Genomic DNA, 14902 nt, shown 5'->3' with positions numbered 1-14902 from the left:
TCAGAACGAGGTCTTGTAGGTGAGAAACAGGCGACCACGATCGGTTGCGCCCACGCTACTGTTGAGTGCGTTGCCGCCAATAGCGGCCGTGCCGGCGGCGTTGTATTTGGTCGGTACGGACATGTCCGCATAGGTGAGGCTGAATTCATGCTTGCTTGCATAGATGGCAGCGATACCGATAGACCACTTGAGGAGGCCTTCGAACCCGCCACCACCGGTGGCCGCCGAGCCTTTGATACCGTAGCTCACGGTCACGGGGACCGACAGATCCAAGGACGGCAGCACGCCAAGGTACTGAGGGGTGAAGCGCAAGGCAAGCTCCCAATAGTTCTTGGTTGAGCAGGTGTCGGTCACGTCCCCCGGCTGGGCGGTAGCGCCGCTGGTTCCAAGCTTCACACAGCCAGCATATCCCACGCCTCGATACAGATCTTCGTTGCCCGTGACCTTCAGCAGGCGGCTGTATGCGAGTTCGCCGATCAGCGTACCGGTATCCCAGAGGGCCGTCTTGGTCAGCCCATACGTCCCATTCACCACGGCATGAAATGTGTCCCCTGTCGCCCCCGTGCTGGTGGAGGTATAGCTGGCAACGGAGTTGAGGTGCGCATTCTTGCGCCAGGAGACTTCGGCGCCAACACTCACCGGCCCCACAGACTTGGAAAGACTCAGCCCCCAGAGCTTGGTAACGGCCGGATAGACGAACCTGAAAGAATTCGGTAGCGCTGAACCCAGGATGGCGTTGTATGGTGCCGACACCGGAGCGAAACTGGTCAATTGAATACCTGTTTCCGGATTGGTATCGTTGAACTGCCGATAGTAAGCGCCCAACGTCGAATCGATGGCGTCCACATCCAGACGCGCGGAGAGCCCCCAATTCTTGTCACCCGAAGTCTTGGCTGCCGTGTTGGCCATGGCCATGCAGGAATAAGGACCCAGAGCAGGGTTGCAGGGCGTCAGGGCATAACGATCCACCCCGGGCGCGTTGTCAGCCCCCATCAGGTACGTGCCCGCATATGGCACGCGCGTCGGCTTCCAGTCGAACGCATACTGACCCGCAAGAGACAATTTATCCGTCAACTGCGCCTTGAAGGTCAACTGGTTGATGGGCAGGAAAGTTTCCTTGGTCTCGATGCCTGGGCTGGACACCGCCTTCATACCATCCACAGGCGACTGACCGTAGGAAATGGCGTGGGCGCCGATGAACATGCCCTCACCCCAAACCACGGTGTGACGGCCCAACTTGACATTGACGGGAACAGAACCGAGATCGAAGTTGGACCAGACAAACGCATCCAGGATTTCGCCAGACGGACCATGGACAAACCGGTTGACTTCGTCGTTGAACCGGTTGTTGTTGTATGACGTCGCCTGCCCCGCCGGCGATGATACGGATCTGTCGCGGTACGCATGGTCATACCAGCTCGCCGCACTGACCCGGGCACCAAAGACTCCCTTGTAGTTGAGGTCGAGTTCCCCTAACAGGTCAAGCCGATTGGACACAACGTCTCCACGACCGAATTTGGCGTTTCCTTCGTCGGTGGTGGCAAAGTTTAACAGTCGTTGATCTTGTGCCTCAGTACGGACCCCAAAATTGTAACGAATTGTTGCATCGGCACGAATTTTAAGGTCAGGATTGCCAGAATCAAGCTCCAGTGCATGCACACCACTGGCCGCGACCACAGCCACTGCGGCGCCAATCATATGCACTGCACTCCGGAAAAGAGCCGTCCTTGGCTGTCGGTTTTTCATAAATTTGTCTCCATCAACTGAGGATTTACCTTCTACTTGGCGCAAGCTTCAGTTGGCACTCCCATGAATTCCCCTGAGGTCTCAGGACGGGACAGCGCAGCTTGTCTTCCTTGTGCATTCCGCCTGCAATTCTGCATTTAGAATCAAATTCTATATTCGGGGTTTCCACTTAATTTGAACAAATTCACCAACAACGTCTAAAATTAAAAATCCATGCACAGTCATGGCAGGTGTCGAATTTGGCTCCATTTCGATCCAAGTGACGGCGACGTCCACCCGGATTTGAGTAGCGTCCGACTCTGGAGTCCAATCCCGAAGACAGGAGATTGGACGTGAAAAAGAGATTTACAGAAGAACAGATCATTGGCTTCCTACGAGAAGCGGAGTCTGGACTTCCAGTGGCAGAGCTGTGCTGCCGGCACGGTTTCTCTGAGGCCAGCTACTACCTCTGGCGTAACAAGTTCGGCGGCATGAGCGTCTCGGACGCGAAACGGCTCAAGGAGCTAGAGCTTGAAAATGCACGTCTTAAGCGGCTGCTGGCCGAGTCCATGCTGGAGAATGAGGTGACGAAAGAAGCCTTGAGAAAAAAGTGGTGAGCGCACCTGCACGGCGCGAGCTGGTGCGCCACATGGTGGTCTGCGGACTCAGTGAACGCCGCTTACTGCTCGTCATCGGCATGAGCGCCAGCGCCTACCGTTACAAGCCTGCTGGAGACCGAAACGGTGCCTTGAAGGACAAGATCATCGCTCTGGCGCAACGCCATCGCCGTTACGGCGCCGGCATGATCTATCTCAAGCTCAGGCAAGCTGGCGAGATCGTCAACCACAAACGGGTGGACCGCCTGTATGCCGAGGCTGGTTTGCAGGTAAGGAAACGCAAACGCAAAAAGATCCCGCTGGCCGATCGCCACCCGCTACAGCGTCCGATGACAGCCAACCAAGTGTGGTCGATGGACTTTGTCTTTGACCGCACGGCCGAAGGACGCAGCATCAAGAGCCTGACGGTAGTCGATGATGCGACCCACGAGGCGGTAGCCATCGTGGCCGAGCGAGCAATGGGTGGCAACCAGTTGGTGCGCGTCTTGGATCAACTCGCCATTACAAGGGGACTGCCCAAGGCGATCCGAACTGACAACGGCAAGGAGTTCTGCGGTCGAGCCATGCTGAACTGGGCCCACGCCAGGGGTGTTCAGTTGTTCCTCATCGAGCCTGGCAAGCCCAACCAGAACGCCTACATCGAATCGTTCAACGGCCGCTTCAGAGAGGAATGCCTGAACGAACATTGGTTCACCAGCTTGGCACATGCCCGTGTGATCGTCGAGGCTTGGCGCCGGGAATACAACGAGGAGCGGCCGAAAAAAGCCCTCGGCGGACTAACCCCGGCAGCTTATGCCCAAAGGCTGATGCAAAACCCGTTAAATGAATCCCCGGACTCCAAAGCCCAATGCTACTAAAGACGGGGGACGTCGAATGCATCGCAGATTTGTGTTCACTCGATCGCCAGTCCTCACGATCACACCGATTGCTCAAACTTTCCCACCTTTGGACCATGCCCGCCTTCTTTCAGGCAAGCGCAGTCGCATGAAGGGCAGCTCTTTCACAAAAACTTCATCCACAAAGCCGTGTAACGCCTTCCAAGCGTTGTCGTTCCTCTTCAATCGCGACCACTCGTCATTTGGCAAAAGCTGGATACCTGGGGCTTGCATGGAACGGCCCCAATGCCCCTCCAGCACACCCCAGGGCCCCAGTATGAAATCCGCCCATATCAGCGAAAGCTGGGAGTGCGCAGTGGCACGGCCAGCCAGCAATTGCCTCACCTCAGGTCCTATCAAAATCACCGTGCAGCGCGGCTCTCCCCAAATCGTTGCGGAAAGCTTGATCAGATGGCCCTTGATCTCAGCAGAGCCAACCTTTTTGAGGTATGCAATAAATGCTGAAGCCTGCTTCAGGGCTTGCAAAAAATTCTCTGGAAATTCGCTGGCCAGTTGGTACCTGGCACGCTTGGCATCTTGGTGCGCCGCCAGCGCATTGCCTTCCGGCGTATCCAAGCAAATTTCAAACGCGAAAGCCTCGAGACTGGCATGAGCAGATCTCAGATCATCCAAATAGTGCTGGAGAGAGATAGACGTTTTGTAGGACTCGTCATAGAGACCTTTATTGCATCTTTTTGCGTCCGATCCGCGAAGCAACCCAATCGTTTCATCCAGGCAGCCTTGCAACCGGACAACATCATCCCGGACAAAGCGATACTGCTCTAGATACAAGTCTGTTTGAGTGCCCTTTATGACCTCAGCCTGCTGAGCGAGCATCTCCTGGAACAAACGGAAGTGAGCACTCTCAAGAAAAGACGCTGAACGAAGCGAATCTCTCATCCCGTTCTCAAACATTTTCTGTTCTTGCTTGTACAGATCCAAGCAAAGCAGCAATCGTTCACCAAGGGCTGTGAAATCCATCCGGTCACGTGACTCGTTCCAGCTGAAGTGAGGCCCAGAGACATTGGCAGCTAGCGAAAGATAAGTGTGCACTGCCACTCGTAAAACCTGCCAAGGGTATGAGCTACGCCATCTCCTCCCCAGCGAAAGCGCCCCGCGCTGCGGAGGTCGAAGTAATCGTCCTCCGATGACATGTGGCGGTGCTATTGAACGAGTGAACACCAGTCCGACATTTCGTTCAGCACGTTCAACTGCTTCTAAATAATCCATTTCTCAGAGTGCTTCATCACAAACCAACTGGTGCCCTTTCCAGCCTGGCTGAGTTGCTTGACGGCTGTTTGGGTTCGAAGCATGTACGCACATGTAACATTGAAGCTGCTTGCAGATATAAAGGGGCCAGTCCCCTCGCTAAAGAGCCCCCGGAAAGACACCCATGGAACAGACAACATCGCATTCACCCAGCACCGTATTCAGCAAAGAAGACGAGCAACGATACCAGCAGCTAGCAACGCGTTACATCGATGGCAAGACCGATGCAGCCCAAGAAACTGAGTTCCAGCAGTTGCGCCAAAAAAAGATGGCCGCGCGTGCTGAACGAGAGCAGTGCATTGCGCAGTTGATCAACGTCATCACAGAGCAAGAGATCTCGTTTGCGGAGCTAACCCAAGCCGGCTTAAAAGTCCCAGCGATTACCGATCTGTTCTCCGACAGCGAAATTCTGAAAGCCGCCAAACCCCTCGGCTTCACCCCTTCGGTAAAGGCTGTAGAGGCCTCCCAGCCTAAGATGAGCGGCAAGAAACGGGAAGTCAAAGGTTACATCAGAAGCATCAACAATCCTGACGAAACAAGGGTCTGGCGAGCCGGTGCTCCGAGCTTTTTAAAAGAAGAAGGCTGCTTGGCTGCATACGATCAAGGCCAGTCGATCGACCAGTGGCTCGTAGACCCCAAAGATGAGCAGAGCAAGATCAAGTTTCTTCAAAAGCTAGCAAAGAAGCAGAACCAAGAGCCCAATAAAGAGCAACTTGGAGACATTAGCCTTGAAGCCTATGAAAAGGCTAAGGAAGCACTATTGCCAGTTCACAGCACGTGAGAGCTGCTGTCGCCCTGAATGAAGCCCGGCTCCTTGCGTGCGCTCAGTGGAATGGCCGTTCCTTGCAGTGCAGCGGTTACTCAGTCCTCGGAATGTCCAATGACCGGTAATGACGGAAGCAGTCATCGTTTCGAATGGCGGCAACCAGCCTTGAGCGAACGCTCGCCAATGGCAGCCAATCATCGACGGTACGCATCACGGATAGCTATAGCATTCAAGGAGAGCAACAAAATCTTCGGTCGTTGCCGCATCGTCCTTTTTGGGTCAAGACATGAGAAATATGAGCAGGTTTCGCTCTATCTTGTTTCAGGCGCGCTCTAGATCGGCATTCAGCTTGCGTCGGGTGTGTCTTCGGACTCATCTAACACCAAGGACAGCACGGGCTCTTCAAAGGCCCTGTCACCCCACCTAGTCAACACGTCGTGCAACGCCTCATGTAAGAGAGACGCTGGCAGATCGCGCACCCGCCCGTAACGAGTGGCCCACCCCTTCTCCACAGCTCTCTCACCATTGCCGCGAAGCAGGTTCAATATCCGGGCCTGTAGCTGTTTTTGTCCGGGGCGGTAGCGCGCTTGGTAATCCAGCGTTTCGCGCATGGACTTATGAGTAAGGTAGTAGCACTGAGCGATAGCCAGTTGCTCCAACTGCACACGAAAGATTTCACGTACAGCATCCCTGTCTGGGATGGGTAGGTCTCGCTCGGTCAAGAGGTGCTCCTGATAGGTCACCATCTCTTCTACCCCGAGATCACGAGCCAGGATTGCCGCGTGGCTGCGCCATGATTCCGGCCAATCGCGCAGGGCCAATTCACGAATTCTGCCGTGAAGCGCCAAGGTGCGGGGAGACACTCTCCAGATCACGCGATCAAGATACGCAATCAGTTGATCATCTTGAACCCACATTGTGCCCTTTGGGGTTGCGCTATGGACAGCGATCACCCCTTTACCCATCAAACCGAACATCACTTCGATGAACTTATGGGTTGGCTCGAATTTGCGTGTCGAATCCCGCAAGGCGGCTAGAGACCACTTGCTGTGGTTTAGGGGACTTGCACGGAATAATGCGATCAAGGCCGCAGCCTCAAGAAGCGTCAGCTCCTCTGGCTGCACTCGCGTGTGCTCCGGATCTGGGTAGCTATTAAGCCAACTCTCGAGGTCAGCCTGTGGCGTAAGGACAATCTCTTCCTCTGGCTCGTCGCTCGCCAGTGCCTGCTGGGCCACCTCAAGGGCTTTGCGGGCATCTTCGGACTCCTGCCGGCTCAAGGACAACTGGGCGATTTGTTCGATGACCGAAGCGCCACCATTTTCGATGGAGCTTTGTGCCCAGTAGCGCAAGAGATTTCGGCCAGTCGCTGCCGGAGTTCGTAAAAGCCAGCCAAGTGCCCCCTTGAACATTTCCTCTATGGGCTCGGAACCATAGTCATCGACGTAAAAATTGGACACTAGCTCATCGTCAGTCCCTCCCAACGTTTCATAGCTTTCGCTGACCTGTGCCAAGACCTCGCCAGCACGCAGGAAATCCACCGGCTCCGCGCAAAACGCATGGAATGCTGCACGCCAAGCCCAAAGAGGAGCATCCATCAAATCTGCCTCACGGACGACACAAAGTTCTTCTTCCGTTGCCTGCTCCGCCAGAACTGCATCGGCTGCAACCAGCAAACTCCAACGCGCTGCCAGTTGCTCATCAAGCATAGGCAAGACTCGTTGCCATGACTCGACAAACCTAAATCCAAAGTGATAGATGTGCAACCACCCAATCAAGCTTGACGAGCCTAGGGCTGGAGACCAATTACTCAACCCTCTGCCAGGAATGTCTTTGGCGCCCCATACATGCTCTAGCACTGCCCGCACCGCATCTCGGGCATTGACTTCGTTGTACGTCTCCAGGGCGATGTCCAGTAGAAACCGCGGAGCATTCAGCGGATCAGGTGCATCCCCACCACCTGAAGTTATGCCTGCATATGGAGAAATAATGTTGAGGGCATCTTCATATGCTTCAGCATCACCTGCGCGAGCACGATGCAACGCTATCATTGTGCGCATCTCATCCAGAGTGACAACGGCCCATTTGCTCAGTCGGTCTTTGCGCACTAGCGCTTCCAGCACTCCGACTGCACGCTCTGCGTCGCCCCAGCGCTCAAGCTTCATTGCATAGATGAAAGCTTCGCGAAACACCTCGGCATGAACTGCCGAGGGCAATACACGCATCAAATCATCGAGGATGGCAGGGGGAAAACAGTCAACTGTCCGTTGCTTGGCAGCATAAAGCCCCTGCGCCCATGCCCAGCTTGGATAGAGGCTTCGAGCGCGAACCACCAATGCGTCAACCTCTGCGCCGTAATTACAGTGAACATCGCATGCAGCTAAGAAAACTGTCGGAGGTGGAAGCTCAACAGCCAAAGCGCGATTGAGCAAGCTGAGCACAGTCTCGCGGCGTTGTTTGCGTTCAGTATCCTCTTTGGTCGAGAAAAACGTATCGATGTGCTTGCCCTTCGGCCCCGCGAGTACCCAGGCAAGAATGGCCATCCCCATCGGATGTGTGCCCACGTTGTCGATCGTCAACAACTTTTCGGCACTTGCGTCATCACCGACCATAGCAGCACTAAACCCGTGTTTAGCTCGCGCATCTGGCGACGTCCCGGACTCTTCGATATAAAGCCGCACTGCCTCCTTGTAATCCTTCTTTAACAACGCGTCATCAGCTAGGCTGCCAATAGAAGGTAGTAGACCGCCATTGAGTTGGCAATCAAGAATTTCGGTCAGGGTGAGTTCAGACATGAAACAAGGATAAGGCTGGATAACTGAGCGTCTCTCGACGGTCTGATTTCAGGAAGTGCTTGACAACAGCGCCAGAATAGCAACAAAAGCTGTGGCAAAGCAGTGAGGTCCGCTTCCAGCCGATTCGCTCAATGTCTCGCAAAGGGTGCTCGCCAGACAATGCTGCATGCGAGGGCTTCTTTGGAAGGCTAAAGATGGAGCTGTTCTATCCCAGCAACTGGCAATCAACAACGATTGAGCAGTTCATTGAAGCTGTCGATACTTACATTCGTTGGTACAACGAAAAACGTATCAAGGTATCTCTGGGACGTTTAAGTCCTGTGGAATACCGGCACAAACTTGGCCTAGCCGCATAAAACCAGTCCAAGTTTTTATCCGCACCTCCAGCCTGGATCTAGCACTAACGGTACCAGTAGCGCCGTCCGGTTCCCCAAAGAGTCTATAAGTGGTATGAGTCGGCCTCGCTCCATACCAATAAAAAGAAAATTCCGAAGATGGTGATTGCGTTCGTGATTGCTCTTCTGGTCACTACCGTCCTCACCTATCTCAGTTTGAGAAACGTGTCCAATATCGGTAAGGGTGAGGAGTCTTCCGAAGCTAGCGCGGGATCGAGTGCAAGTTCCGGCAATTCGGATGGCCCCAGCCCCCATGACTCCCGCTGAGTACGCCGCGTCTCAAGCCGCGCCTGGGCCGCTTGAGCAGGACCTCTTGAGCAAGGCCAATGAGCCGCTAAAAAAGGCCTGTGCTTCAGTATGCAGCTCCTGTCTAACCGGGAGAAGTCACTGCTGAGTGACGCCATCAAGGAGCACTATGGTTCTGCCAAAACTCCTTGCATAGTTGGCTCTTGCGCGTAGCTCCTACGTCTACCGTCGTGCTCGCACAGCGGTAGCAGCAAGAACATCGTGGAGCACTACAACCCTTGTGGATATAGCTTTTTTTCCAACTCATTGCGAGCGCGCTTCAGCGGCATCAAAAAGGTCTCTTTGAACTCGCTCATGCTGAGTCTCTCGGCCCTGACTGCAATGCTCATGGCAGCAATAGTGTTGCCTTGAGGGTCGCGCACCGGCGCTGCCATAGAGCGCACCCCCAGCTCCAGCTCTCCGTCGCTGCATGACCACCCTGATTGCCGACAAGTTTCAAGCAGACCTAGCAGCTCCTCCAAGTCAGTCACCGTCTGAGGGGTCAGAGCCACGCGCTCGATCATCTCCAACCTTGCACGCGCCTCATGTTGAGACAGTCCTGACAGCAGCGTCCGACCAATCGCAGAACAGTACACCGGCAACCTGGATCCTATTCCTAGACCCGTGCTCAAGCTGCGCCGAGCGGTCGAACGCCCAATGATGATGGCATCGTCCTCCAACAAAGTACCAAGCGAAGCGGATTCCCTGGTGCGCTCCGACAGTGCATCCAGTAAAGGCTGAGCCAACGCAGGCATAGGGCGCGATGACAGAAATGAATAGGCGATCAGCAGTGACTTGGGCTGCATCCAAAACAGCTTTCCGTCACTCTCTAAATAGCCGAGCTGTACCAGTGTGCTGAGCGAACGTCTGGCTGATGCTGGCGTGGACTGCGTGAGCCTGGCCACTTCCGACAGCGTGAGCCGGGTATGCCGACGGTCAAAGCAAGTCAGTACGCCCAATCCCTTGCGCAGCGATTCCACAAAGTTCTTGTCCTGCATAGCGATCAAATCAAGGTGTTTTCAACATTTTTGCGCATAGCGCAAAAACAGGTTTAACACAAAGTACGACATCCCCATACTGCAGTTCCCCACACAAGAAGGAGACAAGATGCGCAACGCATCCATTCGCAGACGCGAAGCATTGATCGGCATTGCCGCTGCGGTCGCTGCAACAGGTAGCCTGGCTCAGTCAAATCAACCTCTCAAGATCGTCGTGCCTTTCTCAGCCGGAGGTACCGCCGATGTACTGCCGCGCCTAGTAGCCGAAAAAATCCGCGCGGACTACGCAGGTGGCGTGATCATTGAAAACAAGCCCGGGGCTGGTGGAAACATCGGTGCCGATCTAGTGTTCCGGGCAGCGCCGGACGGAATGACTGTGCTGGCCTCCCCTCCGGGGCCCATCGCCATCAACCACAACCTCTATCAGAAGCTCAGCTTTGACCCGACTCGCTGGGTACCGGTGACGATTTTGGCCACAGTGCCTAACGTCTTAGTCATCAACCCCAAGTTACCGATTAAGTCACTTGGCGAGTTCATTGCATACGCAAAAGCCAACCCCAAAAAAGTGACTGTGGCGACGCAAGGCGACGGCTCTACATCCCACCTGACTGCAGCCATGTTCATGCAGCTGACTGGTGTTGAGTTAACCGTCATTCCCTACAAGGGAACAGCCCCAGCACTGATCGACCTGATCGGCGGCAATGTGGATGTGTTTTTCGACAACATCAGCTCATCGGCAACTTACCACCAAGCCGGCAAGGTGCGCATTCTGGCCGTTGCCGACGAGCAGCGCTCTCAAATATTGCCCCAGGTCCCCACCTTCGCGGAGCAGCAGTGGCCAGCCATGCAAGCCGTGACGTTCTTTTCTGTCGTCGCGCCCCCAGGCACGAGCTCAGAAATCGCTCAGAAGCTTCAGAAGCAGATGGCTCTGGCTCTGTCATCGAACGACATCCGCAAGCACTTTCAGGAACAGGGCGCCGTGCCCTGCGGCTGGGATCCCACCAAGACTGCTCAGTTCATCCGTCAGGAAACCGAGAAGTGGAAGAAGGTGCTGAAGGCCGCCAACGTCAAGCTCTAACCCGGGAAATCAACATGCAAGAATCCATCGTCCAGTGGCATGGGGCCACCAATACGCGCGTGCCTTTCGGTATCTATACCGACACAGCCAATGCGGATCAGGAACAGCAACGTATCTATCGCGGCGAGGTCTGGAACTACCTGTGCCTGGAATCTGAAATCCCCGAGGCTGGTGATTTCCGCACCACCTTTGCCGGTGAAACACCGATAGTTGTCGTACGGGATGCCGACCAGGAAATCTACGCCTTCGAAAACCGCTGCGCGCATCGCGGCGCTCTCATCGCTCTGGAGAAATCAGGCCGCACGGATAGTTTCCAGTGCGTCTATCACGCCTGGAGCTACAACCGACAGGGAGATCTGACCGGCGTTGCCTTCGAGAAAGGTGTCAAGGGCCAGGGTGGCATGCCGGCCTCGTTCTGCAAAGAAGAGCATGGCCCGCGCAAGCTCCGCGTGGCTGTCTTTTGCGGTTTGGTCTTTGGAAGTTTTTCCGAGGACGTACCCAGCATTGAGGATTACCTTGGCCCTGAGATTTGCGAGCGCATAGAGCGCGTGCTGCACAAGCCCGTAGAAGTCATCGGTCGCTTCACGCAAAAGCTGCCTAACAACTGGAAGCTCTACTTCGAGAACGTGAAGGACAGCTATCACGCCAGCCTGCTGCATATGTTCTTCACCACCTTCGAGCTGAATCGACTCTCACAAAAAGGCGGCGTCATCGTCGACGAGTCGGGTGGCCACCATGTGAGCTATTCCATGATCGATCGTAGCGCCAAAGACGACTCGTACAAGGACCAGGCCATCCGCTCCGACAACGAGCGTTACCGGCTCAAAGATCCCAGCCTTCTAGAGGGCTTCGAGGAGTTCGAGGACGGCGTGACCCTGCAGATCCTTTCTGTGTTCCCTGGCTTTGTGCTGCAGCAGATTCAGAACAGCATCGCCGTGCGTCAGTTGTTGCCCAAGAGCATCTCCAGCTCGGAACTCAACTGGACCTATCTTGGCTATGCAGATGACAGTACAGAGCAGCGCAAGGTCAGACTCAAACAGGCCAACCTCATCGGCCCTGCAGGATTTATTTCCATGGAAGACGGAGCTGTCGGTGGATTCGTGCAGCGTGGCATCGCAGGCGCTGCCAACCTTGATGCGGTCATCGAGATGGGCGGAGACCACGAAGGCTCTAGCGAGGGCCGCGCCACAGAAACCTCGGTACGCGGCTTTTGGAAGGCCTACCGCAAGCATATGGGACAGGAGATGCAAGCATGATCAATGAAATTCAAATCGCGGCCTTCAATGCCGCTTACGCGAAGACCGTAGACAGTGACGCCATGGAGCAATGGCCAACCTTCTTCACGAAGGATTGCCACTATCGCGTCACCAATGTCGACAATCATGCTGAAGGGCTTGCTGCCGGCATTGTCTGGGCGGATTCACAGGACATGCTCACCGACCGAATTTCTGCGCTGCGCGAAGCCAATATCTACGAGCGCCATCGCTATCGCCATATTCTGGGACTGCCTTCGATCCAGTCAGGCGATGCAACACAGGCCAGTGCTTCCACGCCGTTCATGGTGCTGCGCATCATGCATACCGGGGAAACAGAGGTCTTTGCCAGCGGTGAGTACCTCGACAAATTCACCACGATCGATGGCAAGTTACGTCTGCAAGAACGCATCGCGGTTTGCGACAGCACGGTGACGGACACGCTGATGGCATTGCCGCTATGACAATAGTGCACCGTAGATTGGCTTTGGCCATCGGCGATCCCCACGGTATTGGCCCTGAAATCGCACTGAAAGCTCTTCGGCAGTTGTCTGCCAACGAAAGATCCCTGATCAAGGTCTATGGACCGTGGAGCGCTCTCGAGCAAGCCGCACGGGTTTGCGAAATGGAGCCCCTCCTTCAAGGCCTCATTCATGAGGAAGCCGGCTCGCTTGCACAACCAATCCAATGGGGAGAGATCACCCCGCAGGCTGGCCTATCAACGGTGCAATCCGCAACAGCGGCTATCCGAGCGTGCGAGAACGGCGAGGTCGATGCCGTCATTGCCTGTCCCCACCATGAAACGGCCATTCACCGCGCAGGCATAGCGTTCAGCGGCTACCCATCTTTGCTCGCCAATGTTCTTGGCATGAACGAAGACCAGGTATTCCTGATGCTGGTGGGTGCTGGCCTGCGCATAGTGCATGTCACTTTGCATGAAAGCGTGCGCAGCGCATTGGAGCGGCTCTCTCCTCAGTTGGTGGTCAACGCGGTGCAGGCTGCCGTGCAGACATGCACCTTACTCGGAGTGCCTAAACCACAAGTCGCTGTATTCGGGATCAACCCTCATGCATCTGAAGGACAGTTGTTCGGCCTGGAGGACTCCCAGATCACCGCTCCTGCCGTCGAGACACTGCGCAAGTGCGGCCTGGCGGTAGATGGTCCCATGGGAGCCGACATGGTTCTGGCACAGCGCAAGCACGACCTGTATGTGGCCATGCTGCATGACCAAGGGCACATCCCCATCAAGCTGCTGGCTCCTAACGGAGCCAGCGCCATCTCCATCGGCGGCAGGGTGGTGCTTTCCAGCGTGGGCCATGGCAGCGCCATGGACATTGCCGGCCGTGGCGTGGCCGACTCCACGGCCCTCCTGCGCACGATCGCCCTGCTCGGCGCCCAACCGGGCTGAGGACCCTCCATGAACCACCAGATCCATATCCACGACTCTGATATCGCGTTCCCCTGCGCGCCCGGGCAATCCGTGCTGGATGCCGCCCTGCAGGCCGGCATCGAACTACCTTATTCCTGCCGCAAAGGTAGCTGTGGCAACTGTGCGAGCGCCTTGCTCGACGGAAATATTACTTCCTTCAATGGCATGGCCGTGCGCAGCGAACTCTGCACCTCGGAGCAGGTACTGCTGTGCGGCTGCACCGCCGCCAGCGATATACGAATCCAGCCGAGCTCCTTTCGCCGTCTCGACCCGGAAGCCCGAAAACGTTTTACGGCCAAGGTGTACAGCAATACACTGGCGGCACCCGATGTCTCGCTGCTGCGCCTGCGCCTGCCTGTGGGCAAGCGCGCCAAATTTGAAGCCGGCCAATACCTGCTGATTCACCTCGACGACGGGGAAAGCCGCAGCTACTCTATGGCCAATCCACCCCATGAGAGCGATGGCATCACATTGCATGTCAGGCATGTACCGGGAGGTCGCTTCAGCACTATCGTCCAGCAGTTGAAGTCTGGTGACACATTGGAGATCGAACTGCCATTCGGCAGCATCGCACTGAAGCCTGACGACACCAGGCCCCTGATTTGCGTTGCAGGTGGCACGGGATTTGCGCCCATTAAATCCGTTCTTGATGACTTAGCCAAACGCAAGGTTCAGCGCGACATCACGCTGATATGGGGGGCTCGCAACCCCTCTGGCCTGTATCTCCCTAGTGCCATCGACAAGTGGCGCAAAACTTGGCCGCAGTTTCGCTACATTGCAGCCATCACCGACCTAGGCAATGTGCCTGCGGATGCTCACGCCGGTCGGGTAGATGACGCACTACGCACACACTTTGGCAACCTGCACGATCATGTGGTGCACTGCTGTGGCTCACCCTCCCTGGTTCAATCAGTGCGCACAGCAGCTTCCGATATGGGCCTGTTAGCACAGGACTTCCACGCGGATGTTTTTGCGACGAGCCCGACTGGTAGCCACTAGAAGTAGCTATCCATGCGATATCAACACGGCGGGCTTGAGGCGGGTATATGTTGATTTCCACCCAGAAGTGATCCACTAGCCCCCACCAACGATCCAACTAGCCAAGCATGCTGTGATATGCGCAGTGTTGCTCAACGTTTGCGGAGCAGCGAACGCACATCACCATTTATGTGAGATGGACGCCTAGACTCCGGCGTCGACTCACCCCACTCGGGCGGCTCCAGCATCAGTCGCGTGTATTCGGGCGGCAGCGCTGGTAGTAACCTAGGTTACCGAGGTGTAGAGAGAACCTGGGAGGAGGGCTCTCCGCCGTTTTTCGCCTAGAGTGTTGATTTCCTCCCAGAAGTGACCCACTGGAGGTGCGGATAAAAACTTGGACTGGTTTTATGCTGCTAGGCCAAGCTTGTGCCGGTAGCCACGG

At 55.7% G+C, this 14902-nt stretch carries 11 protein-coding genes and 1 pseudogene; 8 read left to right on the top strand and 4 right to left on the bottom strand.

The window, feature by feature from the left end:
* Window positions 1-1698, bottom strand: a complete 1698-nt coding sequence (locus FSY59_RS23830; protein ID WP_051962245.1) for a DUF1302 domain-containing protein — start codon at window positions 1696-1698, stop codon at window positions 1-3.
* 380 nt (window positions 1699-2078) lie between these two features.
* Here FSY59_RS23830 and FSY59_RS23825 point away from each other — a divergent pair.
* Window positions 2079-3199 (top strand): IS3 family transposase gene (locus FSY59_RS23825; RefSeq protein WP_144244962.1). Its coding sequence is split into 2 segments (ribosomal slippage): window positions 2079-2337 and window positions 2337-3199, totalling 1122 coding nucleotides; the frame shifts between segments, so codons are not numbered across the junction.
* 72 nt (window positions 3200-3271) lie between these two features.
* Here the strand turns inward: FSY59_RS23825 and FSY59_RS23820 are convergent.
* A complete protein-coding gene (locus FSY59_RS23820) occupies window positions 3272-4447 on the bottom strand; it encodes a hypothetical protein (RefSeq protein ID WP_144244963.1) in 1176 nt (391 codons plus the stop codon).
* 163 nt (window positions 4448-4610) lie between these two features.
* Between FSY59_RS23820 and FSY59_RS23815 the strand changes: the two genes are divergently transcribed.
* Window positions 4611-5267: a hypothetical protein gene (locus FSY59_RS23815; protein WP_043374671.1), complete on the top strand. Its 657-nt coding sequence runs from the start codon at window positions 4611-4613 to the stop codon at window positions 5265-5267.
* Between the two features lie 329 nt (window positions 5268-5596).
* On the opposite strand, the gene FSY59_RS23810 is transcribed toward FSY59_RS23815, so the two are convergent.
* Window positions 5597-8044, bottom strand: coding sequence for a hypothetical protein (locus FSY59_RS23810; RefSeq protein WP_148729805.1), 2448 nt, complete (start codon window positions 8042-8044; stop codon window positions 5597-5599).
* Window positions 8045-8163: 119 nt separating this feature from the next.
* On the opposite strand from FSY59_RS23810, the pseudogene FSY59_RS23805 reads away from it, so the two are divergent.
* Window positions 8164-8400: pseudogene (locus FSY59_RS23805) on the top strand (IS3 family transposase); the annotation flags it as partial.
* Between the two features lie 554 nt (window positions 8401-8954).
* On the opposite strand, the gene FSY59_RS23800 reads toward FSY59_RS23805, so the two are convergent.
* Window positions 8955-9722, bottom strand: a complete 768-nt coding sequence (locus FSY59_RS23800) for an IclR family transcriptional regulator C-terminal domain-containing protein (RefSeq protein ID WP_043374675.1) — start codon at window positions 9720-9722, stop codon at window positions 8955-8957.
* Between the two features lie 109 nt (window positions 9723-9831).
* On the opposite strand from FSY59_RS23800, the gene FSY59_RS23795 reads away from it, so the two are divergent.
* From FSY59_RS23795 to FSY59_RS23775, 5 genes are read left to right on the top strand one after another with little or no spacing between them, the layout of a single operon-like run.
* Window positions 9832-10800: a tripartite tricarboxylate transporter substrate binding protein gene (locus FSY59_RS23795; RefSeq protein ID WP_148729804.1), complete on the top strand. Its 969-nt coding sequence runs from the start codon at window positions 9832-9834 to the stop codon at window positions 10798-10800.
* A gap of 14 nt (window positions 10801-10814) precedes the next feature.
* Entirely contained in the window at window positions 10815-12056 is a 1242-nt protein-coding gene (locus FSY59_RS23790; RefSeq protein WP_043374680.1) for an aromatic ring-hydroxylating dioxygenase subunit alpha, read from the top strand.
* On the top strand, window positions 12053-12517 hold the full coding sequence (locus FSY59_RS23785) for a nuclear transport factor 2 family protein (RefSeq protein ID WP_012837659.1): 465 nt from the start codon (window positions 12053-12055) through the stop codon (window positions 12515-12517). Before FSY59_RS23790 ends, FSY59_RS23785 begins: the two co-directional genes overlap by 4 nt.
* On the top strand, window positions 12514-13461 hold the full coding sequence (locus FSY59_RS23780) for a PdxA family protein (RefSeq protein ID WP_043374683.1): 948 nt from the start codon (window positions 12514-12516) through the stop codon (window positions 13459-13461). The genes FSY59_RS23785 and FSY59_RS23780 overlap by 4 nt, the downstream gene beginning before the upstream one ends.
* Before the next feature lie 9 nt (window positions 13462-13470).
* Window positions 13471-14481 carry an FAD-binding oxidoreductase gene (locus FSY59_RS23775; protein WP_043374686.1) on the top strand — a complete coding sequence of 337 codons (1011 nt, stop codon included), beginning with the start codon at window positions 13471-13473 and terminating at the stop codon, window positions 14479-14481.
* Window positions 14482-14902 lie beyond the last annotated feature (421 nt).

Source organism: Comamonas sp. Z3 (genome assembly GCF_008121565.1).
GTDB classification, from domain to species: Bacteria; Pseudomonadota; Gammaproteobacteria; order Burkholderiales; family Burkholderiaceae_C; genus Comamonas; species Comamonas brasiliensis.
Note: the sequence above shows the minus strand (reverse complement) of the source record. Positions and strands in the feature narration are given on the sequence as shown.

Bases quoted from the DNA above. Each gene is read 5' to 3' on its own strand.
- FSY59_RS23820 (WP_144244963.1), bottom strand. From the start codon at position 4,447: ATGGATTATTTAGAAGCAGTTGAACGTGCTGAACGAAATGTCGGACTG.
- FSY59_RS23780 (WP_043374683.1), top strand. From the start codon at position 12,514: ATGACAATAGTGCACCGTAGATTGGCTTTGGCCATCGGCGATCCCCAC.
- FSY59_RS23790 (WP_043374680.1), top strand. From the start codon at position 10,815: ATGCAAGAATCCATCGTCCAGTGGCATGGGGCCACCAATACGCGCGTG.
- FSY59_RS23830 (WP_051962245.1), bottom strand. From the start codon at position 1,698: ATGATTGGCGCCGCAGTGGCTGTGGTCGCGGCCAGTGGTGTGCATGCA.
- FSY59_RS23810 (WP_148729805.1), bottom strand. From the start codon at position 8,044: ATGTCTGAACTCACCCTGACCGAAATTCTTGATTGCCAACTCAATGGC.
- FSY59_RS23800 (WP_043374675.1), bottom strand. From the start codon at position 9,722: ATGCAGGACAAGAACTTTGTGGAATCGCTGCGCAAGGGATTGGGCGTA.
- FSY59_RS23775 (WP_043374686.1), top strand. From the start codon at position 13,471: ATGAACCACCAGATCCATATCCACGACTCTGATATCGCGTTCCCCTGC.
- FSY59_RS23795 (WP_148729804.1), top strand. From the start codon at position 9,832: ATGCGCAACGCATCCATTCGCAGACGCGAAGCATTGATCGGCATTGCC.
- FSY59_RS23815 (WP_043374671.1), top strand. From the start codon at position 4,611: ATGGAACAGACAACATCGCATTCACCCAGCACCGTATTCAGCAAAGAA.
- FSY59_RS23785 (WP_012837659.1), top strand. From the start codon at position 12,053: ATGATCAATGAAATTCAAATCGCGGCCTTCAATGCCGCTTACGCGAAG.